Origin of the sequence: Variovorax sp. GrIS 2.14, assembly GCF_046115955.1 — a bacterium.
Lineage (GTDB): Bacteria > Pseudomonadota > Gammaproteobacteria > Burkholderiales > Burkholderiaceae_C > Variovorax.
Window position 1 is genome coordinate 584,283 of the sequence record NZ_JBJXIA010000001.1, and the last position, 21,737, is coordinate 606,019.

A 21,737-nucleotide genomic window follows, 5' to 3' on the forward strand; every position below is an offset into this window, starting at 1 on the left:
CTAGTCGCAGTTCGATCCGAAAACAAAACCAGCGGGTCACGAATGCGATCCGCCAGGCGGCCAGTCTCTTTGCTGGCGTGACATTGGCAGCGATGCCGGATTTATTCAGCTCTAAAGGACTTCTCCATGACCTCAGTTATCAACACCAACATCAGCTCGCTTACGGCGCAGCGCAATCTCACCAACAGCCAGTCGTCGCTTGCGACTTCGATGCAGCGCCTGTCCTCGGGCTTGCGCATCAATAGTGCCAAGGACGATGCCGCTGGCCTGGCGATTTCGGAGCGTATGACCTCGCAGATCCGCGGCATGAACCAGGCCGTGCGCAATGCCAATGACGGCATCTCGCTGGCGCAAACCGCTGAAGGCTCATTGAGCGAAGTCGGCAATAACCTGCAGCGCATTCGTGAGCTCGCCGTGCAGTCGTCCAACGCGACCAATTCGACCAGCGACCGCACCGCACTGAACTCGGAAGTGAACCAGCTCGTGTCGGAAATCGACCGCGTCTCCAAGCAGTCCGACTTCAACGGCACCAAGCTGCTCGACGGTTCGTTCAGCAGCCAACTTTTTCAAGTCGGTGCCAACGCGGGTCAGACCATTGCAGTCAACAAGATCGCCAACACGACCGCCGCCGCACTCGGCAACGTCAAGTTCGCTGCAGCAGTCACCGGTACCGCACAGACGCCTGCCACTGCAAATGCCGCCAGCGACATCACCGATATCTCGATCAACGGTGTCGCGATCGACAAGGTGTCCATTGCTGTCGGAGACACGGGCGGCGCGACCGGGAAGTCCTTGGCCGGCGCTATCAACTCCAAGATGAATGAGACCGGCGTCTACGCCACCTCTGACGCGACCACCGGCGCCCTGACCTTGACCTCGATCAAGGCCGGCAAGGATCTGGTCGTTGCGGGTGGCGCAGCTGCTGGCCTGACGGCCGGCACCACGACCGCGGCGGCCACCACCACCGCCAGCTTCGCGAAAGACCTCGACATCACGACCGTGGCCGGCGCACAGAAGGCGCTTGAAATCGTCGATGCCGCACTGACGCAAGTCAACGGCAGCCGCGCCGACCTGGGTGCCATCCAGAACCGTTTCACCTCGGTCGTGACCAACCTGCAGACCAACTCGGACAACACCGCGGCCTCGCGCTCGCGCATCCAGGACGCAGACTTCGCCGCTGAAACGGCCAACCTGTCGCGCTCGCAGATCCTGCAACAAGCAGGCACAGCCATGGTGGCCCAGGCCAACCAGCTGCCGCAGCAAGTGCTGAGCCTGCTGAAGTAAAAAGGGCGCGGTGCCACCTGGGTGCGATGGCGAGGGGCGCCACGCACGTACACAGCGGCTAACGGGCATACCGTTTGCCGCTTTTTGGCTATTTGGACGAAGGAGTAAGCGACATGTCGACCATTTCATCGGCGGGCATCGGCAGCGGACTCGATGTCGAGAGCATCGTCACCAAGCTCATGGCGATCGAGAAGCAGCCGCTCACCGCACTGAAGACGCAGGCGAGCGCGCTCGACAGCAAGATCTCGGCCTTCGGCGCCATCACGTCCCAGCTTTCCGCGCTGAACGACAGCGTCACGGCGCTCACTTTGCCGGCCACCTGGAGTAGCAAGACGGTGAGCTCGTCGAACACGGCAGCGGTCTCGGCGGGCGTGTCGGGCACTGGTGCCTTGGCCACGTCGTTCAGCCTGCAGGTGTTGCAGCTTGCCCAAGGCCAATCGGTCGCGTCGAATGCGGTCGCCACGGGCAGCGGCTTCGGCGCCGGCAGCTTGTCGCTCCAGCTCGGCACCTGGGCCGGCACCACGCCCGCCTTCACGGCGGGCAGCGCCGCCGCGGTCTCGGTGACCGTGGCCCAGGGCGACAGCATGTCGACCATCGCCGGCAAGATCAACGCGGCCGACGCGGGTGTCACCGCCACCGTCATCAAGGATCTGTCGGGCGAACGCCTCCTGATGCGCTCGACCGCGACGGGCGAGGCCTCCGGCTTTCGGGTCCAGACCACCGATGGCGCCGGGGCAACCGGGCCCAGTCTGGCCGCGCTCGCCTTCGACAATCCCTCCGCGGGCGCCGGGATGGCGGCCAACCCGGTGCAGTACGGGCTGAATGCCAAGGCCACCATCAATGGCGTGGCCATCACATCGGCAAGCAACACCCTGGCCGATACGGTCCCCGGGCTGACGCTCACGCTGTCGCAAGTCACCACCGCACCGGTCGAGATCGCCGTCAAGAACGACACCGGCTCCCAGGTGTCGGCGGTCGATGCCTTCGTCAAGGCCTACAACGCCATGAACGAGATGTTCAACGCGGCCACCAAATACGACAGCACGACCAAGACCGGCGCGCTGTTGCAGGGCGACGCGACCACGACAGGGCTCCAAACGGCTATGCGCACGCTGATCGGCGCGGTGTCCGGCGGCGGTGCCCTGCAGCGGTTGTCCGATCTGGGAATCTCGATCGCCAAAGACGGCGCGGGCGACCTTGCGATCGATTCGACCAAGCTCGCGACGGCACTCAAGGACACGGTCGGCGTCGCCACTTTTTTCACGTCGGCGAACGCCACCTCCGCCAGCGCGACCGGCTTTGCCACTCGGATGAAGACTTTTCTAGATGGTGCCATCGGGAGCGCCGGCATTTTGGCAACCAAAACCACGTCGCTGCGAGGCCAGAAGACCTCGAACGGCAAGGATCAGGATCGCCTGAACGACCGGCTGACGACGGTCGAGGCGAACATGCGAAAGCAGTACTCGACGCTCGACACCAAGATGAGTTCGCTGACTGCGCTCAATGCCTACATCACGCAGCAAATTGCGCAATGGAACAAGCCGGCCGCCTGAAGAACCCGCAAACGGTCGTTGAGTTCGGCGCACGGATGCCGATAACTAGAGTGTGAAGTGAATGCTGCGCACCCTCCCGCAGAGCAGATTAAGGAACACACCATGTACACCCCGCCCAGCCTCCGCGCCGCAATGGCTTACAAGAACGTCGGCGCCCAGTCGAGCGTCGAGTTCGCCAGCCCGCACCAGTTGATCGACTTGCTGTTCGACGGCCTGGTAGTAGCGCTTACTTCGGCGCGCGGCGCGTTGCAGCGCGGCGACATGGCGGCCAAGGGTGTGCAGATCATGCGCGCGGTGCGCTTGCTGAACGAAGGCCTGAAGGCGGGCCTGGACAAGGAACGCGGTGGCGCGCTGGCCGAACGGCTCGCTTCCCTTTACGACTACTGCATCGAGCGTTTGACGCTTGCCAATGCGCGCAACGATGGCGAGATCCTCGCTGAAGTCGCTGCCCTCATCGCCCCGGTGGCGCAGGGTTGGAAAGAAATCGGTCGACCGAGTGTCGGCCAACCCGCTTGAGGGCGTGACCGGAGGTCCCATGCAAGACGATTTGATGGACTACTACAAGGCAATCGAAAGCTCGAGCCGGCAGATGCTCGACGCGGCGCGCCGTGAAGACTGGGACGACGTCGTGCGCTGCGAAGGCGCCTGCGCGGTGCTGATCGAACAGCTACGGTTTCTGGCGAAGTCGCAAGACCTCCCCAAAGACCTTCGCTCCGAGAAGTCGCGGATCATGCAGCGCATCCTGCGCAACGACGCCGAGATCCGCATCCTGGCCGAGCCGTGGCTCAGCACCTTCGCAGAGATGTTCGACGCCAAGCTGCAGTTGATTCACTGACGGGTTTTTATCCACTCTCCCTCCGGGAGAGGGTCACCCTCAGACCTGCATATTCATGATGTCGGTGTAAGCCTGCACCATCCGGTTGCGCACATTCAGCGTTGCAGCAAACCCGATCTGCGACTTTTGCAGCGCGACCATCGTCTGCTCCAGACTGACATTCGGATTTTCGAGCTGCACTTCGCGCTGCAACGCGGTGGCGTCGCCCTGCGAGGCACTCACTGCTTTCAAAGCACCCGACAGGGCCCCGGCAAAGCCGGTTTCCTGCGTGGCACCGGTCGATCCGGTGACGGCGCGGGCGGCCCCCGCCGGGCGCGTGGTTAGCGGTGCGGTAACGGGGGTGAGGCGGAGGTCCATGGCGATGATGCTAATTGGGCAGTGGACGGGCATGGGCTGGAAATGAGCGGGAAAGCGACGCCTTATCGGGCTTATGCGGAACGGGCCGGCCCGAATAATCGTCTCGTGCAAAGAGCCGACCGGCTTGCTGCCGCACCCACCCACCGCCCATGTCCGCCGTCGCTGAAATACCTGTCCCCCTCGCCACTGCTGCGCCGTGGTCGCGCAAGTTCGAAGGCCTGGCACCCCGCCAGCGCATCCGCTTCGCCATCGGCGTCGTCCTGCTCGTCGCGGTCGCCATCGTTGCCATCGTGATCGGTCGGCAGCCGGATTGGCGGGTGCTGTACGCCAACCTGGGCGACAAGGATGGCGGCGCCGTCATCGCGCAACTGGCGACGATGAACGTGCCCTATAAATATTCCGAGGGTGGCGGTGCCGTCATGGTCCCGGCCGATCGCGTGTACGACCTGCGTCTTCGCCTCGCGGCGCAAGGCCTGCCCAAGGGCGCCGTGGCCGGCTTTGAGCAGATGGAAAACAACCGCTTCGGCATGACGCAGTTCCAGGAGAAGCTGAGCTTTCAGCGGGGCCTCGAAGGCGAACTCACCCGATCGATCCAGGCGATGAGCTCGGTGCAGAGTGCCCGCGTTCATCTGGCGCTGCCGCAACAAAACGGCTTCTTCCGCGAACAGCAGAAGCCGACCGCATCGGTGCTGCTGAGCCTGCACCCCGGCCGCACGCTGGAGCGCAACCAGATCGCCGGCATCGTGCATCTGGTCGCTTCGAGCGTGCCCGAACTGACGCCCGCCGCCGTGAGCGTCGTCGACGACACCGGCAAGCTGCTCTCGGCCACCAGCGAGCCCGGCAGCGGTGCCGATGCGCAGCAGCTTCAGTACGTGCAGCAGATAGAGCAGCAGTACACCCGCCGCATTCTCGAAATGCTGGAGCCCGTGGTCGGCCGTCAAAACGTCAAGGCGCAAGTGACAGCCGACGTCGACTTCTCGCAGACTGAAGCGACCTTCGAAGAACACAAGCCCAACCTGGCGGCCGACGCCAGCGCGGTGCGCAGCCAGCAAACGGTCGAGAGCACCGGCCCCGGCGCGACCGGCGCACCGGCTTCGGGCGTGCCCGGCGCCACGTCGAACCAGCCACCCGGCCCGTCGTCGACCCCGATCAACGGCGCAGCCGCACCGCTGTCGCCGGCCGGCACCGCGCCGGGTGCAGCGGCGGCCAAGCCCCCGAGCAAGCGCGAGTCGACCACCAACTACGAAGTCGACAAGACAGTGAAGACGGTGCGCAATGCCACCGGCCAGATCAAGCGCCTGAGCGCTGCGGTCGTGCTCAATTACCAGAACGTGGCCGATGCCCAGGGCAAGGCCGGCCCCTCGACCCCGCTGTCGGCGCAGCAGCTCGAACAGATGACGGCGCTGGTGCGCGAGTCGATCGGCTTCAGCAAGGACCGCGGCGATTCGGTGAACCTGATGAACGCGCAGTTTCTGAGCGAGCACAACGAAGTGGTCGAGGTGCCGATCTGGAAGAACCCTGAAATGCTCGATACGGCGCGCAGCTTCGCCTGGCCGGTCGGTCTGGTGCTGATCGGCGCGATCGTGCTGTTCGGCCTGGTGCGACCGGGCCTGAAGACGCTGGCGACGATGCAGCCGCCGCAGCAACTGACCAACGAACCCGGCCGTCAGCTCAACGCCATGGTGGCGGACACGCCGCAGCGTCCCTCGCTCTCGTCGCCCTCGGTGGCCGAAGCGCTGCCGCGGCCGGAAGCAGCCGAACAGGCGCGGCTCGAAGGCGCGCGCCAGATGGCGCGACAGAACCCGGTTGCCGTCGCCAACATCGTGAAGACATGGGTCAACGGCGACGACGCCGCGGCCGCGTCGGCCTGAGAGTCGCATCGCCATGGACGAACAAGGCCTCAACGACGCCGCCATCCTGCTCATGTCGCTGGGCGAGATCGAGGCGGGCGATGTGCTGCGCCACCTCTCGCCGCGCGAAGTGCAGAAGCTCGGCGAAACCATTTCGAAAACGCGCGCGGTATCGCGTGAACGTCTGGGTGCGGTGGCCGACCGCTTCGTCACTGCGACCGCTGGTCAAAGCCTGTTCGCGGCCGACACCGGCGACTACGTTCGCGCCGTGATGAAGCACGCGCTGGGCGAAGAAAAGGCCTCGATCCTGATGGACCGCATCCTTCAGAAGGCCGACCTGAGCGGCATCGAAAACCTGAAGTGGATGGACGCGCCGTCGGTCGCCGAACTGCTGCGCGTCGAGCATCCGCAGATCGTCGCGGCCATCCTCGTGCACCTCGAGCCCGAGCACGCCGCCGCGGTGCTGGTCAAGCTGCCCGAGCAGCAGCGCGCCGAAGTGCTGCTGCGCGTCGCCACGCTCGAAGGCATCCAGCCTGCCGCACTCGAAGATCTGAATGAAGTGATGTTCCGCGTGCTGGCCAACGGCGCCAAGGTGCTGACGGCTTCGCGCGGCGGTGCCCGTACGGCGGCCGGCATGATCAACCTGCTCGGCAACGGTGTCGATACGCAGGTCATCGAGGCCATTCGCAACCACGACCCGGATCTGGCATCCGAGATCAGCGAGCTGATGTTCGTGTTCGACGACGTGATGAAGCTGGATGACAAGTCGATCCAGATGCTGCTGAAAGAAACGGCGTCGGAGACGCTCATCATCGCGCTCAAGGGTGCGGCGCCGCCGCTGCGCAACAAGTTCCTGTCGAACATGTCGTCGCGTGCGGCCGAGTCGCTGCGCGAAGACCTCGAATCGCGTGGGCCGATGCGGCTGGTCGAAGTCGAGGCGCAGCAAAAGGAAATCCTGCGGTCGCTGCGGCGCCTCGCCGACGAAGGCCAGATCGTGTTGGGCGGTGGTGCCGAAGGCGGCATGGTCTAAGCGATGCAAAGCCTGAACAATCTTCGAAACCGCGGGCTGATCGCCAGCGAAGACATCGCGCATGTCGCGCGCTGGCAGTTCGGCGCGGTAGCCCCCGACAGCGGCGAGCCTGAGAGCGGCATCTCCGATCCCCAGGCCTTGCGCGCGGCCCATGCCGAAGGGCACGCAGAAGGTTTTGCGGCGGGCCGCGCGCAGGCGCTGGCCGAGGCCGAAGCCCAGCATGCGATGTACCGCGCCAATGAAGGACAAGAGGCGGCACGCCGGCTCGCCGCGTTGCTGCAATCCGCCGAGGCGGGCCTCGTCGAAGCGCAGCAATCGATTGCGCGCGGCACGCTAGAAATCGCTTGCGCCCTGGCGCGCCAGGTGCTCCGCCACGAACTCGCGACCGACCCGAATTCGCTCGAACCCGTGGTGCACGAGGCGTTGTCGTTGCTGCTCGCCGATGGCCGCAGCGCCACCGTGCGGCTGTCGCCCGTCGACTTCGATTTGCTCGACGGTCCATTGCGTGCGCAGTTCGCCGGTCAGCCCGTCACCGTGCTCTCCGACAACGCAGTGCAGCCCGGCGATTGCCTGGTCGAATCGGCCGGTGCGGTGGTCGACGGCAGCGTGGCGTCGCGCTGGTCGCGTGCGGTGGCGAGCCTCGGGCTGTCGATGCCGTGGCACGAGGAGAGCAATGGAGCAAACAGCGATGCCGCCTGAGCAGGAAGTCTGGCAACGCTTCATGGCCGACGCACATGCGCGCGCCTCGCAAGACGCGGGGCTGGCGTTGCGCGGCACGCTCACGCGACTGACCGGCCTGGTGCTCGAAGCCGCCGGGCTGCGCGTGCCGGTCGGCTCGCAATGTCTAGTGCGCATGGGCAATCAGCCGCCGGTGCTGGCCGAGGTCGTCGGCTTCTCCGATCAACGTGCCTTCCTGATGCCGGCGGGCGATGTGCACGGACTTTCCAGCGGTGCCAGCGTGATGCCGGCGCCGCCGTATGTGCCGATCCCGCGACTCGGCGAACCCGAGCGTGACGTGACGGCACGTGTCGGCGTGCTGCGCTTGCCTTTGGGTACCGGCCTGCTCGGCCGCGTGGTCGACCCGCAAGGCACGCCGCTCGATCATCAAGGGCCGCTCGCGGATGTCAGCGCCGAGCCGCTCGACCGCAAGCCCATCAACGCGATGGACCGCGCCCCCGTGCGCGAACCGCTCGACACCGGCGTGCGCGCGATCAACGCGTTGCTCACCGTGGGGCGCGGCCAGCGCATCGGCTTGTTCGCTGGCTCCGGCGTCGGCAAGAGCGTGCTGCTCGGCATGATGGCGCGCTACACCGAGGCCGATGTGATCGTGGTCGGCCTCATCGGCGAACGCGGCCGCGAGGTCAAGGAATTCGTCGAAGACATCCTCGGCGATGAAGGCCGCGCACGCTCGGTCGTGGTGGCCGCGCCGGCCGATGCGCCACCGCTGTTGCGCATGCAAGGCGCCGCCTATGCGACCGCCGTGGCCGAGTACTTTCGCGACCGCGGCCAGCATGTGCTGCTGCTGATGGATTCGCTCACTCGCTATGCGATGGCGCAGCGCGAGATCGCCCTGGCCATCGGCGAGCCGCCAGCCACCAAAGGCTATCCGCCATCGTGCTTCGCCAAGCTGCCGCAACTTGTCGAGCGCAGCGGCAACGGGCTGAACGGGGTCGGCTCGATCACCGCTTTTTATACCGTGCTGTCGGAGGGCGACGACCAGCAGGACCCGATCGCCGATGCGGCGCGGGCCATCCTGGACGGGCACATCGTGCTGTCACGTTCGCTCGCCGAAGAGGCGCACTTTCCGGCGATCGACGTCGAGCAATCGGCCTCGCGGGTGATGCACAACGTGGTGCCGCGCGAGCACACGGATTGCGCCCGCCGTTTTCGTGCGGTGTATGCGCGCTATCGGCAAAGCCGTGATCTGGTGCGGCTCGGCGCCTATGCAGCAGGAAGCGACCCGGCACTCGACGAAGCGATCCGCCTGCAGCCCGCGATGACTGCCTTCTTGCAGCAGGACATGTACGAAGCCGCGACGCTCGGCGCGAGCGTGGGCGCGATGGCGCAGACGGTGGGTCGAAGCTAAACGCGCACATGACCTGCATGACCTCCCCGTATTTCACTTCTCCGATCCCGAAAGCCCAACCATGTCGAACCTGAGTGCCTTGCAGACCGCCGTGTCTCTGGCCACGAGCGAACGTGATGCCGCGGCACAGCGCCTGGCGCAAGCGCGCCAGGGATGGCTCGCGACGCAGGTTCAGCTCGATCAGCTCGAAACCTACGCGCAGGAAACGATGACGCGATGGCAGGTGCAGTCCGCGCGGGTGACGCCGGAAATCATGGCGCATCACTACCAGTTCATGGAGCGCCTGACGCATGCGATCGCTCTGCAGAAGAGCGCGGTGGCGCAGCAGGTGAATCAAGTCACGCTGATGGCCGATCGCCTGCGCGTTATCGAAATGCGGCGCGAAAGCCTGGTGCAAGTGCACGCCAGGCGCGACGCCGAACAACGTCGCCAGACCGATCGGCGCGAGCAGAAGGTGTCGGACGAGCAGGCCGCATTGCAGTACCGTCGCCTGGGTGGCGGCGTGATGGGAGGACTCTGATGGCGATCGAATTTGCACGCAGCAACGAAGTGCCGGCGGCGTCCGGCGCAGCGCGAGGACGATCGAGTTCGAACGACAACGCGGATGGCGTGAGCAGCTTTGCGGCGGCGCTGGCTTCGGCCGATCGGGAACCGAACGCGGACGCGATGGCAGCGTCGAGGCCAGCGCAATCGAACGGTGGCGCGGACCGCAACGCAGAGCAGGGCGCCACTGCCGACAGTGCATCTCCTTCCGACGCCGCGTCTGCAGCCGCCGATCGCGAGAAGGCCGATCGGCGTGAGCGGGCTTCAGCTGCCTCAGCGGCTTCAGCTGCGTCGACTGATGCGGTCAGCAATGCGGCAACCAACGCAGTTGACAACGCGACACCGACCGCGCCTACCGTGCCGACGCCGGCCGCCGATGCGTCGGCACTGCTGCTGGCGCAAAGCAATCTGAACGCCGTGAGCGCATCGTCGGCGCTCGATGCCGGATCGGCCGCCATGGCCCTGGCCCAGCAAGCGGGCAATGGCTTGCCGAGCGCGCCGGGCCGGGGCGGCGCATCGACGCTGCCCGACAGTACGGTCGCCGGCCTGACCGGTGATGGCGCGAGCGCAGCTGCAAAGGCCGTCGCACTGCCCGAAACCGTGAATTACACCGGAACCGTCAAGAGCGCCGGAACCGTCAAGGACACGGGCACGGTCGATTCGCATTCGGCCGCGCTCGGTGTCGCCTTGCTCGATCGCACCGGCGGCAAGAAAGACGGTGTCAAAGACCTCTCGCGCACTGCATCGGCGCAAGACGCGTCGACGCCGCGCATCCCCAACTCGACGGCAGCGACTGCCGCAGCAGCGGCCTCGGCCGACGCCGCTGCTGCCAGTCGTGTCGCGATGTCCGCCACCGCGACGCCAGCGGCCGAAACCGTCGCGCTTGCGCAGGCGGCAGCGGCCAGCATTCCGGGCGAAGGTGCGTCTCCGTGGCGTCGCATCGAACGTCCCGGCGACGCATCGACCCCATCGGCAGGCGCAGGCTCGTTAGGTTTCGACGCCACAGGCAGCGCCGCATCGTCATCGACTGCGCCGACCGACGCCGCAGCGGCCGCCGCCAACGCAGGCGCTGGCAGCACCGAATTCATGGAGCGCATGGTCGATCAGGTGAGTTGGTGGATGGCACACCGCAGCCAGGGCGCCGAACTCAAGCTCGATCTGCCGGGCGGCCAGCCGGTCTCGGTCAGCGTGCAGGTTCAAGGCAACGAGGCGCAGGTCGCGTTTCGCAGCGACCACCCCGAGGCACGGCAGTGGCTGAACGCCGCGATGCCGCAGTTGAAGGAGATGCTGGGCAACGAGGGGTTGATGCTGTCGGGCTCGTCGGTCGGCCAGTCGGGCAGCGGCGCCGAGAAGGAAGCTGCGCGCGATGCGCAGCGGGCCTGGCGCGCAGAAAGCGGCAGCAGCGGCGCCGCGACTTCGACCATCGACACCTCGATGACGACAGCCCCGCGGCCCCGCACGGTGAGCGAACGCGCACTCGACCTCTACGTCTAGCCTGCTCTGCCCTCTACGGGCAGCGGGCCGGGGCAAGCGCCCATAAAGCGCGGCTTTCCCCCCTTTTTTCCGGGCTTGGCGCGAGGGGGTCGCGCCGAATAATCGGTTCCAAGCAGACCCTGCTGCGCGTGGCGCGATGGGTCGTTCTGCCGACGAATCGAAGGAAACTCCCGTGTCCGCCCCTGCCGCCACCGCTGCCGCCATTCCGGCCCCCGATGCGCCCAAGCGCAAGGGAAAGTCGATGCTGCTCATCATCGTGGCGGCGCTCGTGCTGGCCGGCGGCGGTGCCGGCGGCTGGTTCTACATGAACAAGAAGAACCACGCGGCCACCGACGAAGAGCCGGCTGCGCACGCGCCCGAGCACGCCGCGGCGCCGACCTACCTCGCGCTGGAAAACATGGTGGTCAATCTGGCCGACCCGGGCGGCGAACGCTTTGCGCAGATCGGCGTGACGCTCGACCTCGAAAACGAAAAGGTCGGCGACAAGATCAAGACCTACCTCCCCGCGATTCGCAGCAGCGTGCTGTTGCTGGTGTCTCAGCGTACTTCCGAAGAATTGTTGAAGCGCGATGGCAAGGAAAAGCTCGCCACCGACATCGTGGCCGAGGTGTCCCGCACGCTTGGCTATGAAGTCGAAGCGCCGGTCAAGAAGTCCAAGGTGGTGGCCGAGTCCGATGACGACGAAGCGCCGGTCAAGACCAAGAAAAAGCGCAAGGCCGAGCCAAGCCCTATCAAGGGCGTGCTGTTTTCCAGCTTCATCGTCCAGTAACGGCCGATCTCGCTGCCAACAACTCGCCTCGACTGCACACGCCTTCCGATGGACAACATTTTCGACACTGCGACCGATGCTGCGAAAGACGCGGCAGATGCAGCGCCCGACGATGCCGTAGAGCGCATGGCCGATGCCATCGTCCGCGAATACGACATGGCAGCGCAGGAGCGCATGGTGCGCCGGCCGATGCCGACGTTGGACATCGTCAACGAGCGCATGCAACGCTATCTGCGCGCCGGCATCTTCCAGTTTGCGCGGCGCAGCCCGGAGATCACGGTCGAGCCGACTGTGGTGCAACGCTTCTCCGAGTTTCTCGAAGTGCTGCCGGCCCCGGTGCACTTCAGCGTGGTGGCATTGCGCCCGTTGCGTGGAAGCGGATTGGTCGTCTGCGAATCCACCTTGATCTCTGCGTTGGTCGATGCGTTGTACGGCGGCGCCGGCACATTGCAGGCACCGTTCGAAGGCCGCGATTTTTCGCCGACGGAACAGCGCGTGATCCAGCGACTGCTCACCCTGGTGTGCACCGAATACGCCAAAGCCTGGAAGGGCGTCTATCCGCTCGAGCTCGAATTTCAGCGCTCGGAAACGCATCCCCGCTTCGTCAATGTCGCGGCACCGGCCGACCTGGTGCTGGTGACCACCTTGCAGATCACCTTCGGCGAACTGAAGGGCGCGATTCGCATCTGCAAACCGTGGGCGGTGCTCGACCCGGTGCGCGACATGCTCTACGGCGCGCAGCAGGCCGACGCCATCGCAGAAGACCGACGCTGGGTCACGCAGCTGACGCGCGAGATCCAGGCGGCGGAGGTCACGCTCACGGCCGAACTGGCCCAACCCGAACTCACCGTGGGCCAGTTGCTCGCGATGAAGCCCGGTGATTTCATCCCGCTCGAACGCGCCTCGCGCATCGTCGCAGCGGTCGACGGCACCCCTGTTTTCGCCTGCCATTACGGCACCCACAACGCGCGCTACGCCTTGCGCATCGACGAATGTGTGCGAAGCGACAGCGCGCACTGGCTCGGAGGCTCCCATGTCCATTGAAGAACAGACCATCTCTCCCTCCGCTTCCGGTGCCGACTGGGCCGAAGCACTCGAGGCCCGTCCCGAAGGCATGAGCAGCGCCGCGAGCGGTGCGCCGCTCAACGACATTCAGCGTGTGCTCGACATCCCGGTGCAGTTGTCGGTCGAGCTCGGCCGCAAGAAAGTGCCGATCAAGCAAGTGCTACAACTGGCGCAAGGCTCCATCGTCGAGCTCGATGCCATGGCCGGCGATCCGATGGACGTGCTGGTCAACGGCTACCTGGTCGCGCAAGGCGAAGTCGTGGTGGTCAACAACAAGTTCGGCATCCGGCTGACCGATGTGGTGACGCCGGCCGAACGGCTGCGTCGCGTGCACCGCGGCTGAAAAAATCTACGGATCGAGTCGATGGCACAAAGCCTTTTCACCGTCGTGCTGTTCCTGGCACTGCTCGCCTGCGCGCCCTACCTGCTGCGTCGTTTGCAGGCGCGGCGGCTCGGCGCTTCCGGCATGGTCGATGGCGAGGCGTCGAAGCTGCTGTCGACCGTCGTGGTCGGTCCGCAGCAACGCGTGGTCACGCTCGAAGTCGGACCGCAAGGTGCGCGCACCTGGCTCGTACTGGGCGTGACGGGGCAGTCGATCAATTGCCTGCATGTGCTGCCGGCCAATCCGGTTCACGCAGCGCAGGACGCCATCGATGTCTGACGCCCGGAGCAAGCGTCGCCATGCATGGATCGGCGCCCTGGTCGCACTCGGCCTGAGTGCCGTTGCGCCCTCGGTCTTTGCGCAAGCGACGGGGCAGGGTGGTCAGTTGCCGCTGGTCATCGGCACGGGTGCCGGTGGTACGAGTTACTCGGTGCCGGTGCAGACGCTGCTGTTCTTTACCGCTCTGTCTTTCCTGCCCGCCATCTTGTTGATGATGACCGGCTTCACCCGCATCGTGATCGTGCTGTCGCTCCTGCGGCAGGCGCTCGGCACGCAGTCGGCACCGCCCAACCAGGTGGTGGTCGGGCTCTCGCTCTTTTTGACTTTCTTCGTGATGGGTCCGACCATCGACCGGGTCTACAGCGAAGCCTATGTGCCGTACACCAACAACACGCTGCAGTTCGAGGCGGCGCTCGGCAAGGCAGAAGCGCCGATGCGTGAGTTCATGCTCAAGCAGACGCGGCAGTCGGACTTCGCGCTGTTCGCGCGGCTTGCCAAGTTGCCTGCCGACGTGACTGCCGAGACCGCGCCGATCCGCGTACTGATCCCGGCGTTTGCGACGAGTGAGCTGAAGTCGGCCTTCCAGATCGGCTTCATGATCTTCATCCCGTTCCTGGTCATCGACATCGTGGTGTCGAGCATCCTGATGTCGCTCGGCATGATGATGTTGTCGCCGGTGCTCGTCGCCTTGCCGTTCAAGCTCATGCTGTTCGTGCTGGCCGATGGATGGAACCTGCTGATCGGTTCGCTGGCCGCCAGCTTCGTGCAGTAGCGAGGTTGACCCAGACCTGAAACAGCCCCCATGAACGCACAAACCGCATTGACCATCGGCCAGGAAGCACTGGTCCTGCTGCTCACCGTATCGCTGCCCGTGCTGCTCGCGGTGTTGGCCGTCGGTTTGCTGGTCAGCATCTTCCAGGCGATCACGCAGATTCATGAAGCCACGCTGGCTTTCGTGCCCAAGCTGATCGCCGCCGTGGCCGTGTTCGCGATCGCCGGCCCGTGGATGCTCAACACGCTGGTCGACTACATCCGCCGCACGATCGAATCGATTCCGCAGATGGTCTTGTAGGGTGCTGACCTTCACCGAAGCCCAGCTCATGGGCTGGATCACGCCGGTGCTCTGGCCGTTCCTGCGCGTGCTCGGGCTCTTCACTACCGCGCCGCTCTTCTCTACGCGCGCCATTCCCATTCGCGCGCGCATCGGCCTCGCCTTCCTGATCGCGCTGTGCGCGCAGCCCACGTTGCAAGGCCAGCCGATGGTGGCGCTCGACAGCGTCGCGATGCTCGGCACGCTTATCCAGCAGGTCGGCATCGGCATGGCGATCGGCTTCACCGTGCGGCTGGTGTTCACCGCGGTCGAATTGGCGGGCGAGTTGGTCGGCCTGCAGATGGGCCTCAATTTCGCGTCGTTCTTCAATCCGATGAGCAACGCGCAGACCAGTGCGGTGTCGAGCTTCCTCGGCAACATCGCCACACTGCTGTTCATCGCAATCAACGGCCATCTCACCATCGTCATGGCGGTGATGAAGAGCTTCGACGCCTTCCCGATCGGCGGCAGCTTCATGCAGGCGATGGGCCGCATGCGCATTCACGAGCTGGGCACCGAGCTGTTCGCGAGCGCGCTGTGGATCGCGCTGCCGATGATCGGCTTGCTGCTTTTCACCAACCTCGTGCTCGGCGTCATTTCACGCGTCGCGCCGCAGATGAACATTTACGCGATCGGCTTTCCGGTGACGCTGGTGGCCGGGCTGGTCGGCATCACGTTGACGCTGCCGATGATGGAGCAGCCGTTGTTGATGCTGATGGAGCAGATGATGGCGCGGATGTAGGGCGCGCCCCGAGGTCATTCTTTTGTATCTCATGTGATACAGTTTGAGCTTGATCGAAGTTCGCGAAACACCTGAATACGAAAAGTGGTTCGCGTCGCTGAAAGATCGAACGTCACGTGCTCGTGTAGACATTCGAATTCGACGCCTGTCGCTCGGAAACCTGGGATCTGTCGAACCTGTTGGAGAAGGTGTTTCAGAGCTGAAGATCGACTATGGCCCGGGCTACAGGGTCTACTTCGTGCAGCATCGGGGTCACTATGTCTTGCTGCTGGTTGGCGGTGACAAGTCCACGCAAGCACGTGACATCAAGAAAGCCAAGCAACTGGCGCGTCATTACGCGGAGCAAATATGACCAAGACGACTCGTATATGGGATCCCGCCGAACATCTTCAGACCGATGAAGACATGGCGGCCTATCTTGAAGCGGCGCTCGAAGAAGGCGATGCATCGCTCGTCGCCGCAGCGTTGGGCGACATCGCGCGTTCCAAAGGCATGTCACAGCTCGCTCGCGAAACCGGCCTCGGGAGAGAGAGTCTGTATAAGGCGCTCTCGCCTTCTGGAAATCCCGAGTTCGCGACCATTCTTCGCGTCGTCGGAGCCCTTGGTATCCGGCTGCATGCAGTGCCGGTTGGGGCCAAGCCGGTCGCCTAAATCAAATTGTTCCGAATCGCATAAACCGTCAGCGCCGCATTCGTCGGCAACCCGAGCTTTTCCATCACCCGCGTGCGGTACACGCTCACCGTCTTGGGGCTCAGCATCAGCTCTTCCGCAATGTCCGAAAGACGCTGGCCCGATGCGATCTTGATGAGGGTCTGCAGCTCGCGTTCCGACAGCGCGGCATGCGCCGCTTCCAGCGCTGGGCGAGCCACCGAGTCGGCCAGCATCTGCGCGACTTCAGCGGTGACGTACTTGCGGCCTTGCGCGACAGTGCGCGTCGCCGAGATCAACTCGTCGGGGTCGCCGGCCTTGCTCACGTAGCCCTTGGCGCCAGCGCGCAGACAACGGATCGCGTACTGGTCGGCCGGGAACATCGACACCACCAGCACCTTGATGGGCGAATCGGTTTCGGTCAGGCCGGTCAGCACTTCCAGGCCTCCGCGGCCGGGCATGCTGAGATCGAGCAACAGCACGTCGCACAGCGTGGAGCGCAGAAGCTCGCGCAGTTCGGCATAGCCGCCCGCCTCGCCCGTCACCTTGATATCGACCGCTTCCGATAGCGTGTCCCTGATACCCCTGCGCACGACGGCATGGTCGTCGCACAACACCACATGGATCATGTTTCTGCCCGTTCCAGCGGCACCGACAAAATGATCGATGTGCCGATGCCGCCCTGGTTGCTGATGTCGAGCCAGCCGTCGACGGTGCGGGCGCGTTCGCCGAGGCCTTTGAGTCCGAAGGTCTTGGGCTTGTCGAGTTCGGCACGCGTCAGGCCACGGCCGTTGTCGGTCACTTCGAGTGTGAGCACGTTCTCGCCGTCCGACAAATCGATGTGCACTTCGCTGCAATCGGCGTGCTTGGCGATGTTGGTCAGCGCCTCTTGCGCGGTGCGGTAGGCCACCAGCTTGACGGCATCGGACGCATCGATGGTTTCGTGCGTCGCGGTGAAGGATGTCTTCACGCCGGTGCGCCGCTCGAAGGCAGTGGCGAGCCAGTCGACCGCCGCCACGATGCCCTGGTCGAGGATGGGCGGCCGCAGGTCTTGGACGATGCGCTGGCTGGCGTCGATGGCGTGCTGCAGCGTTTCGATCGCGCCGTTCACATGTTCGACGATCGCCGGATCTTTGGCGCGGCGACCGATCCAGGCGAGGTCGAACTTGACCGCCGCCAACGAGCCGCCAATGTCGTCGTGCACCTCGCGCGCGATCGACTGGCGCTCTTCTTCCAGGCAAGCCTGCAGGTATTCGTTGAGCTCGGACGAGCGCCGCATGGAACCGGCGAGTTCTGCATGGGAGTCTTCCTTGACGGTGCGCATCTGGTTGGCGCCGAGCGCCCGCACGATGGCGCGGGGCAGGTCGGGCAACGCGCTCTTGCGGACGAAGTCGCTGACGCCGCGGCGGATCGCGTCGATGGCATCGGACTCGCTGGCCGAATTTGACAGCACGATGAAGGGTGGCTGCACACCCGATGATCCGAGCACGATGTCCCAGGCGTCCATCGCGGTGAAGCCATTCGCGTGATAAGCCGCGACGATGACATCGCAAACCTGCCGCTCCAGCCGGTCGTTCAACTCGGCCAGCGTTTCGATGCGCTCGATGGCGTAGTCGGAACCGTTCAGTTCGAGAGCCGCCCGGGCCTTCGCATGGTCGGCCGCAGAGGGCTCGATGTGGAGGATTCGCAGCCGGCGCGGAGGTTGGGCGGGTAACATTTGTGACGAATGATAGTCAGCCTGCGTTGCGTATTGCCGACGCAGGCTGACTATCGTTCGCAGATGGCCCCGCGCGAGGGGCCATCTGTTGTTTTACAGAGCGCGTGCGATCAGCCTGGGATCAGAACCTTGTTGACCACGTGGATCACGCCGTTCGACTGGTACACGTTGGCGATCGTCACCATCGCGGTGCCGCCCTTGGCGTCGGTGATCAGGACGTTTCCGCCGCTCGTCGTAGCGGTCAGCGTGCCGCCGCTGGCGGTCTTGAGCGTTGCCTTGCCACCACCGGCGGTGATTGCGCTCATCAAGGCGGCTGCATCCATCTTGCCAGGCACCACGTGGTACGTCAGCACCTTGGTCAATGTCGGCTTGTTCTCAGGCTTGAGCAGCGTGTCGACCGTGCCGGGCGGCAGCGCGGCGAAGGCTTCGTTGGTCGGTGCGAACACGGTGAACGGGCCAGGGCTCTTCAGCGTATCGACCAAGCCTGCGGCCTTGACTGCAGCGACCAGCGTGGTGTGGTCCTTCGAGTTGACGGCGTTGTCGACGATGTCCTTGTTGGCATACATCGGTGCACCGCCGACCATCGGATTGGCCGCCATGCCGCTGCCGCCCGACATGCCGCTACCGCCCATGCCCATACCGCCCGCGCAAGCGCTGAGCAAGACCGAAACGCCGACCGCAATCATGAGTTTTTTCATTGGAGGCTCCAGAAGAATTAGATGGTTTGAAGAAGCTCTGTGGAAACCGCCAACAGCTCGGAGGCGCCAAGCGCTTGGAGGTGATACGGAGATCGTGTCTCTTTGGATGTGTAGGACAAAACCCGATAGTCACGGGCATGAAAAAAGCGCCCGAAGGCGCTTTGCTCCGAGGGGCAAGAACCCGTATCAGGCTTCGCCCTTCACCTTCAAGCGCCACGCATGCAGCAGCGGTTCGGTGTACCCGCTCGGCTGCTCGACCCCCTTGAACACCAGGTCTTGCGCTGCCATGTACGCAGCCGAAGTCTGGAAGTGCCCGGCCATCGGCTGGTAGATCGAGTCGCCCGCGTTCTGCTTGTCGACCACCGCAGCCATGCGCTCGAAGGTCTCGTTCACTTGCGCCTTGGTCACGACGCCGTGCAGCAGCCAATTGGCGATGTGCTGGCTGCTGATGCGCAGCGTGGCGCGGTCTTCCATCAGGCCGACGTTGTGGATGTCGGGCACCTTGGAGCAGCCCACGCCCTGGTCGATCCAGCGCACCACGTAGCCGAGGATGCCCTGCACGTTGTTGTCGAGTTCCTGCTGCTTTTCTGCGGCGCTCCAGTCGGTCCTGGTGGCTGGCGTCGCGATCGGCACCTGCAGCAGCGCATTGAGGATGTTGTCGCGCTCGCCGTCGGCGTCGATCTTTTCCAGCTCCATCTGCACCGTCGTCACGCTGACCAGGTGGTAGTGCAGTGCGTGCAGCGTGGCCGCAGTGGGCGAGGGCACCCACGCCGTGTTGGCGCCGGCCTTGGGGTGCGCGATCTTCTGCTTGAGCATGTCGGACATCAGGTCGGGCATGGCCCACATGCCCTTGCCGATCTGCGCCTTGCCGCGTAGGCCGCAGCTCAGGCCGACCAGCACGTTGTTCTTTTCATAAGCGCCGATCCATGCGCTCGATTTCATGTCGCCCTTGCGGATCATGGCGCCGCCCTGCATGGCGGTGTGCATCTCGTCGCCGGTGCGATCGAGGAAGCCCGTGTTGATGAAGGCGACGCGTGCGGCGGCCTCGGCGATGCAGGCCTTCAGATTGACGCTGGTGCGGCGCTCCTCGTCCATGATGCCGAGCTTGACGGTGTTGGCGGGCAAGCCCAGCAGCTGTTCGACGCGGCCGAACAGTTCGCTGGCGAAGGCCACTTCCGCCGGACCGTGCATCTTCGGCTTCACGATGTAGACGCTGCCAGTGCGCGAGTTGCCCTTTCGTTTCAGGTCGATGGTCGCGATGGTCGTCGTCACCACGGCATCGAGGATGCCTTCCGGGATTTCCTTCTTGCCGTCGTACAGCACGGCCGGGTTGGTCATCAGGTGGCCGACATTGCGCAGGAACATCAGCGAGCGGCCATGGAGCTTCAACGGCTTGCCGTCGGCGCCGGTGTATTCGCGGTCGGGGTTCAGGCCGCGCGTGAAGGTCTTGCCGCCCTTGGCGACTTCTTCGGTCAGCGTGCCCTGCATGATGCCGAGCCAGTTCGAATACGCGACCACCTTGTCGGCCGCATCGACCACCGCCACCGAGTCTTCGAGGTCGAGGATGGTGGAAAGCGCTGCCTCCATCACCACATCGCTCACGCCGGCCGCATCGGTCTTGCCGATCGCCGTGGTCGGATCGATGACGATGTCGATGTGAATGCCGTTGTGCTTCAGCAGGATCGAGGTCGGTGCTTCTGGCGTGCCCCGGTAGCCGACGAAAATGGTCGGGTCGGCCAGCAAGGTGCTGTTGCTTTGGAGAGCGATGTGCAACTGGCCGCCTTGCACCGTGTAGCGCGTCGCCATCTTGTGCGAGCCGTTGTCGAGCGGCGCCGCCTGGTCGAGTGCTTCGCGTGCAAAGCCGATCACCTTGGCGCCGCGAACCGGGTTGTAGCGTGTCCCTTTTTCGGCCCCATCCGTTTCCGGGATCGCGTCCGTTCCGTAGAGCGCGTCGTACAGCGAACCCCAGCGCGCGTTGGCCGCGTTGAGCGCGTAACGTGCATTCAGGATGGGTACCACCAGTTGCGGGCCGGCCTGCAGTGCGAGCTCTGCATCGACGTGGGTCGTGGTCGCTTGCGTGTCCTTCGGTTGCGGCAGCAGATAGCCGATCTTTTCGAGGAAGGCGCGATAGGTCGACATGTCGGCGATCGGCCCGGGGTGCGCCTTGTGCCAGATGTCCAGTTCGGTCTGCAGGCGGTCGCGTTCGGCCAGCAGCGCGATGTTCTTCGGCGCCAGGTCGGCCACGATGGCATCGAAGCCTTTCCAGAACGTGGCGCTTTCGACACCGGCGGCTGGCAGCACCTTTTCATCGACGAAGCGGTAGAGCTCGGTGGCGACCTGGAGGCCGTGGGCGGTGGTGCGTTCAGTCATGGGGCTTGTCCGGAAAGTAGGGGGGTTGAGAGATGAGAGTCGAAGACGAAATCGGAATCAGAAGAAAGCCAGCACGTCGCGCAGGCTGCTGCCGGTCCGCTCGGGCGTCGGTCCGATGGCTTCAAGCGGCAGGCTGAGCCGATTGATCCAGAGCGTGCGAAATCCATACCAGGTGGCGGCCAGTGCGTCCCAGCCGTTGCTGCTGACGAAGACGATGTCGGCCGCTTCGCAGCCCGTCGCTTGCGGCCCCAGGGCGTAGGCATCGGGATGCGTCTTGAACTTGCGCACGGCATCGGTGCTGAGGACGTGATCGAACAGGCCGCTGAAGCCGCCGTTGTGCACCAGCGGCGCAAGCATCGAGGGGTCGCCGTTCGAGAGGATGCCGGTCACGACGCCGCGGGTGCGCAGCGCTTCCAGCACCTCCCGAGCTTCGGGATACGGGGTGAGGCTCAGGTATTGCGCCATCAGTGCCGCTTCGCGTTCGGCCGTCAGATCGAGCGCCAGACGCTGGCAGGCGTAGCGCAATCCGGCGCGCGTCAGTTCACTGAAGGGTTGGTAGTGCGCGCCATCGTTGCTCGACGTCACGAGGCGCGAGTACTCGATCTGCTTGTCGCGCCACAGCACGCTGAGCACCTGTCCCTGACCGGGAAAGAAGCTTTCGGCCAGTGCGGCGACGCTGTGCACGTCGAACAACGTGCCATAGGCATCGAACAAAACGGCGGAAGGCGTGCGCATGCCGCTACTCTATTAGATACCGAGCTCTGCATTGAGACGCGGCGGAGCGATTGATTGATGACCAAAACATGCGCAATCAATCCCGCCCATGAAGTTTTGCCGCCGGTTCGCGCACAGGCGCAACAAAGGCGACGTTTTGGGGACGCGTCGGCGGGGTGAGCGCGGCGGCAGCTGCCCGGGGTGTCCGTCTGATAGAACAATGGCCGCTGC

At 64.7% G+C, this 21,737-nt stretch carries 25 protein-coding genes; 19 read left to right on the forward strand and 6 right to left on the reverse strand.

Translation table 11 applies throughout. The annotated features are described in order from the left end of the window. Nucleotides 1-126 precede the first annotated feature (126 nt). The 4 genes from RCH10_RS02730 (at nucleotide 127) to RCH10_RS02745 (ending at nucleotide 3,672) form a co-directional block, all read left to right on the forward strand. Entirely contained in the window at nucleotides 127-1,284 is a 1,158-nt protein-coding gene (locus tag RCH10_RS02730) for a flagellin (protein WP_409051166.1), read from the forward strand. Nucleotides 1,285-1,397: 113 nt separating this feature from the next. Next, entirely contained in the window at nucleotides 1,398-2,837 is a 1,440-nt protein-coding gene (gene fliD, locus RCH10_RS02735; RefSeq protein WP_409051167.1) for a flagellar filament capping protein FliD, read from the forward strand. Nucleotides 2,838-2,939: 102 nt separating this feature from the next. Beyond that, nucleotides 2,940-3,353 carry a flagellar export chaperone FliS gene (gene fliS, locus RCH10_RS02740; protein ID WP_409051168.1) on the forward strand — a complete coding sequence of 138 codons (414 nt, stop codon included), beginning with the start codon at nucleotides 2,940-2,942 and terminating at the stop codon, nucleotides 3,351-3,353. Between the two features lie 19 nt (nucleotides 3,354-3,372). Next, nucleotides 3,373-3,672 carry a flagellar protein FliT gene (locus tag RCH10_RS02745; RefSeq protein ID WP_323498659.1) on the forward strand — a complete coding sequence of 100 codons (300 nt, stop codon included), beginning with the start codon at nucleotides 3,373-3,375 and terminating at the stop codon, nucleotides 3,670-3,672. Between the two features lie 39 nt (nucleotides 3,673-3,711). Here RCH10_RS02745 and fliE read toward each other — a convergent pair whose 3' ends face one another. Beyond that, on the reverse strand, nucleotides 3,712-4,029 hold the full coding sequence (gene fliE, locus RCH10_RS02750) for a flagellar hook-basal body complex protein FliE (protein ID WP_187053393.1): 318 nt from the start codon (nucleotides 4,027-4,029) through the stop codon (nucleotides 3,712-3,714). A 149-nt stretch (nucleotides 4,030-4,178) separates the two neighbouring features. Here fliE and fliF point away from each other — a divergent pair, with 149 nt between their 5' ends. The 15 genes from fliF (at nucleotide 4,179) to RCH10_RS02825 (ending at nucleotide 16,010) form a co-directional block, all read left to right on the forward strand. Then, nucleotides 4,179-5,900, forward strand: a complete 1,722-nt coding sequence (gene fliF / locus RCH10_RS02755; protein ID WP_409051169.1) for a flagellar basal-body MS-ring/collar protein FliF — start codon at nucleotides 4,179-4,181, stop codon at nucleotides 5,898-5,900. Between the two features lie 13 nt (nucleotides 5,901-5,913). Next, nucleotides 5,914-6,909, forward strand: a complete 996-nt coding sequence (gene fliG, locus RCH10_RS02760; RefSeq protein WP_409051170.1) for a flagellar motor switch protein FliG — start codon at nucleotides 5,914-5,916, stop codon at nucleotides 6,907-6,909. A gap of 3 nt (nucleotides 6,910-6,912) precedes the next feature. After that, nucleotides 6,913-7,608, forward strand: coding sequence for a FliH/SctL family protein (locus tag RCH10_RS02765; RefSeq protein ID WP_409051171.1), 696 nt, complete (start codon nucleotides 6,913-6,915; stop codon nucleotides 7,606-7,608). Nucleotides 7,609-7,630: 22 nt separating this feature from the next. Beyond that, complete coding sequence (fliI, locus tag RCH10_RS02770) at nucleotides 7,631-8,995, forward strand: flagellar protein export ATPase FliI (RefSeq protein WP_409051325.1); 1,365 nt, start codon at nucleotides 7,631-7,633, stop codon at nucleotides 8,993-8,995. A 61-nt stretch (nucleotides 8,996-9,056) separates the two neighbouring features. Next, nucleotides 9,057-9,515 carry a flagellar export protein FliJ gene (locus RCH10_RS02775; protein WP_409051172.1) on the forward strand — a complete coding sequence of 153 codons (459 nt, stop codon included), beginning with the start codon at nucleotides 9,057-9,059 and terminating at the stop codon, nucleotides 9,513-9,515. Continuing rightward, nucleotides 9,515-11,032 carry a flagellar hook-length control protein FliK gene (locus RCH10_RS02780; protein WP_409051173.1) on the forward strand — a complete coding sequence of 506 codons (1,518 nt, stop codon included), beginning with the start codon at nucleotides 9,515-9,517 and terminating at the stop codon, nucleotides 11,030-11,032. Before RCH10_RS02775 ends, RCH10_RS02780 begins: the two co-directional genes overlap by 1 nt. Before the next feature lie 172 nt (nucleotides 11,033-11,204). Then, on the forward strand, nucleotides 11,205-11,801 hold the full coding sequence (fliL, locus tag RCH10_RS02785) for a flagellar basal body-associated protein FliL (RefSeq protein ID WP_409051174.1): 597 nt from the start codon (nucleotides 11,205-11,207) through the stop codon (nucleotides 11,799-11,801). 48 nt (nucleotides 11,802-11,849) lie between these two features. After that, nucleotides 11,850-12,845 carry a flagellar motor switch protein FliM gene (fliM, locus tag RCH10_RS02790; protein ID WP_323498649.1) on the forward strand — a complete coding sequence of 332 codons (996 nt, stop codon included), beginning with the start codon at nucleotides 11,850-11,852 and terminating at the stop codon, nucleotides 12,843-12,845. Then, nucleotides 12,835-13,209 carry a flagellar motor switch protein FliN gene (fliN, locus tag RCH10_RS02795; RefSeq protein WP_323501868.1) on the forward strand — a complete coding sequence of 125 codons (375 nt, stop codon included), beginning with the start codon at nucleotides 12,835-12,837 and terminating at the stop codon, nucleotides 13,207-13,209. The genes fliM and fliN overlap by 11 nt, the downstream gene beginning before the upstream one ends. Nucleotides 13,210-13,230: 21 nt before the next feature. Next, entirely contained in the window at nucleotides 13,231-13,527 is a 297-nt protein-coding gene (locus tag RCH10_RS02800; protein WP_409051175.1) for a FliO/MopB family protein, read from the forward strand. Beyond that, entirely contained in the window at nucleotides 13,520-14,299 is a 780-nt protein-coding gene (gene fliP / locus RCH10_RS02805; RefSeq protein WP_409051176.1) for a flagellar type III secretion system pore protein FliP, read from the forward strand. The genes RCH10_RS02800 and fliP overlap by 8 nt, the downstream gene beginning before the upstream one ends. Before the next feature lie 30 nt (nucleotides 14,300-14,329). Next, complete coding sequence (gene fliQ, locus RCH10_RS02810) at nucleotides 14,330-14,599, forward strand: flagellar biosynthesis protein FliQ (protein ID WP_187053383.1); 270 nt, start codon at nucleotides 14,330-14,332, stop codon at nucleotides 14,597-14,599. Between the two features lies 1 nt (nucleotide 14,600). Continuing rightward, the gene (gene fliR / locus RCH10_RS02815; RefSeq protein ID WP_187053382.1) at nucleotides 14,601-15,359 is read left to right on the forward strand and encodes a flagellar biosynthetic protein FliR; all 759 of its coding nucleotides are present in this window, start codon (nucleotides 14,601-14,603) and stop codon (nucleotides 15,357-15,359) included. Between the two features lie 49 nt (nucleotides 15,360-15,408). Further along, a complete protein-coding gene (locus tag RCH10_RS02820; protein ID WP_409051177.1) occupies nucleotides 15,409-15,711 on the forward strand; it encodes a type II toxin-antitoxin system RelE/ParE family toxin in 303 nt (100 codons plus the stop codon). Further along, on the forward strand, nucleotides 15,708-16,010 hold the full coding sequence (locus RCH10_RS02825) for an addiction module antidote protein (protein WP_323498644.1): 303 nt from the start codon (nucleotides 15,708-15,710) through the stop codon (nucleotides 16,008-16,010). Before RCH10_RS02820 ends, RCH10_RS02825 begins: the two co-directional genes overlap by 4 nt. On the opposite strand, the gene RCH10_RS02830 is transcribed toward RCH10_RS02825, so the two are convergent. From RCH10_RS02830 to RCH10_RS02850, 5 genes are all read right to left on the reverse strand, one after another. Beyond that, nucleotides 16,007-16,636 (reverse strand): response regulator, encoded by a 630-nt coding sequence (locus RCH10_RS02830; RefSeq protein WP_409051178.1) that lies wholly within the window; start codon nucleotides 16,634-16,636, stop codon nucleotides 16,007-16,009. The two genes, RCH10_RS02825 and RCH10_RS02830, sit on opposite strands and share 4 nt — an antisense overlap. Beyond that, complete coding sequence (locus RCH10_RS02835; RefSeq protein WP_409051179.1) at nucleotides 16,633-17,724, reverse strand: histidine kinase; 1,092 nt, start codon at nucleotides 17,722-17,724, stop codon at nucleotides 16,633-16,635. The genes RCH10_RS02830 and RCH10_RS02835 overlap by 4 nt, the downstream gene beginning before the upstream one ends. A gap of 110 nt (nucleotides 17,725-17,834) precedes the next feature. Next, nucleotides 17,835-18,422 (reverse strand): fasciclin domain-containing protein, encoded by a 588-nt coding sequence (locus RCH10_RS02840; protein WP_409051180.1) that lies wholly within the window; start codon nucleotides 18,420-18,422, stop codon nucleotides 17,835-17,837. 186 nt (nucleotides 18,423-18,608) lie between these two features. Then, nucleotides 18,609-20,792: a malate synthase G gene (locus RCH10_RS02845; protein WP_409051181.1), complete on the reverse strand. Its 2,184-nt coding sequence runs from the start codon at nucleotides 20,790-20,792 to the stop codon at nucleotides 18,609-18,611. Nucleotides 20,793-20,849: 57 nt separating this feature from the next. Further along, on the reverse strand, nucleotides 20,850-21,527 hold the full coding sequence (locus RCH10_RS02850) for a haloacid dehalogenase type II (protein WP_409051182.1): 678 nt from the start codon (nucleotides 21,525-21,527) through the stop codon (nucleotides 20,850-20,852). Nucleotides 21,528-21,737 lie beyond the last annotated feature (210 nt).

What these genes read in the sequence shown, in the direction of transcription:
- RCH10_RS02730 (WP_409051166.1), top strand. Translation starts at nt 127, where the DNA reads ATGACCTCAGTTATCAACACCAACATCAGCTCGCTTACGGCGCAGCGC.
- fliD (WP_409051167.1), top strand. Translation starts at nt 1,398, where the DNA reads ATGTCGACCATTTCATCGGCGGGCATCGGCAGCGGACTCGATGTCGAG.
- fliS (WP_409051168.1), top strand. Translation starts at nt 2,940, where the DNA reads ATGTACACCCCGCCCAGCCTCCGCGCCGCAATGGCTTACAAGAACGTC.
- RCH10_RS02745 (WP_323498659.1), top strand. Translation starts at nt 3,373, where the DNA reads ATGCAAGACGATTTGATGGACTACTACAAGGCAATCGAAAGCTCGAGC.
- fliE (WP_187053393.1), bottom strand. Translation starts at nt 4,029, where the DNA reads ATGGACCTCCGCCTCACCCCCGTTACCGCACCGCTAACCACGCGCCCG.
- fliF (WP_409051169.1), top strand. Translation starts at nt 4,179, where the DNA reads ATGTCCGCCGTCGCTGAAATACCTGTCCCCCTCGCCACTGCTGCGCCG.
- fliG (WP_409051170.1), top strand. Translation starts at nt 5,914, where the DNA reads ATGGACGAACAAGGCCTCAACGACGCCGCCATCCTGCTCATGTCGCTG.
- RCH10_RS02765 (WP_409051171.1), top strand. Translation starts at nt 6,913, where the DNA reads ATGCAAAGCCTGAACAATCTTCGAAACCGCGGGCTGATCGCCAGCGAA.
- fliI (WP_409051325.1), top strand. Translation starts at nt 7,631, where the DNA reads ATGGCCGACGCACATGCGCGCGCCTCGCAAGACGCGGGGCTGGCGTTG.
- RCH10_RS02775 (WP_409051172.1), top strand. Translation starts at nt 9,057, where the DNA reads ATGTCGAACCTGAGTGCCTTGCAGACCGCCGTGTCTCTGGCCACGAGC.
- RCH10_RS02780 (WP_409051173.1), top strand. Translation starts at nt 9,515, where the DNA reads ATGGCGATCGAATTTGCACGCAGCAACGAAGTGCCGGCGGCGTCCGGC.
- fliM (WP_323498649.1), top strand. Translation starts at nt 11,850, where the DNA reads ATGGACAACATTTTCGACACTGCGACCGATGCTGCGAAAGACGCGGCA.
- fliN (WP_323501868.1), top strand. Translation starts at nt 12,835, where the DNA reads ATGTCCATTGAAGAACAGACCATCTCTCCCTCCGCTTCCGGTGCCGAC.
- RCH10_RS02800 (WP_409051175.1), top strand. Translation starts at nt 13,231, where the DNA reads ATGGCACAAAGCCTTTTCACCGTCGTGCTGTTCCTGGCACTGCTCGCC.
- fliP (WP_409051176.1), top strand. Translation starts at nt 13,520, where the DNA reads ATGTCTGACGCCCGGAGCAAGCGTCGCCATGCATGGATCGGCGCCCTG.
- fliQ (WP_187053383.1), top strand. Translation starts at nt 14,330, where the DNA reads ATGAACGCACAAACCGCATTGACCATCGGCCAGGAAGCACTGGTCCTG.
- RCH10_RS02825 (WP_323498644.1), top strand. Translation starts at nt 15,708, where the DNA reads ATGACCAAGACGACTCGTATATGGGATCCCGCCGAACATCTTCAGACC.
- RCH10_RS02830 (WP_409051178.1), bottom strand. Translation starts at nt 16,636, where the DNA reads ATGATCCATGTGGTGTTGTGCGACGACCATGCCGTCGTGCGCAGGGGT.
- RCH10_RS02835 (WP_409051179.1), bottom strand. Translation starts at nt 17,724, where the DNA reads ATGTTACCCGCCCAACCTCCGCGCCGGCTGCGAATCCTCCACATCGAG.
- RCH10_RS02840 (WP_409051180.1), bottom strand. Translation starts at nt 18,422, where the DNA reads ATGAAAAAACTCATGATTGCGGTCGGCGTTTCGGTCTTGCTCAGCGCT.
- RCH10_RS02845 (WP_409051181.1), bottom strand. Translation starts at nt 20,792, where the DNA reads ATGACTGAACGCACCACCGCCCACGGCCTCCAGGTCGCCACCGAGCTC.
- RCH10_RS02850 (WP_409051182.1), bottom strand. Translation starts at nt 21,527, where the DNA reads ATGCGCACGCCTTCCGCCGTTTTGTTCGATGCCTATGGCACGTTGTTC.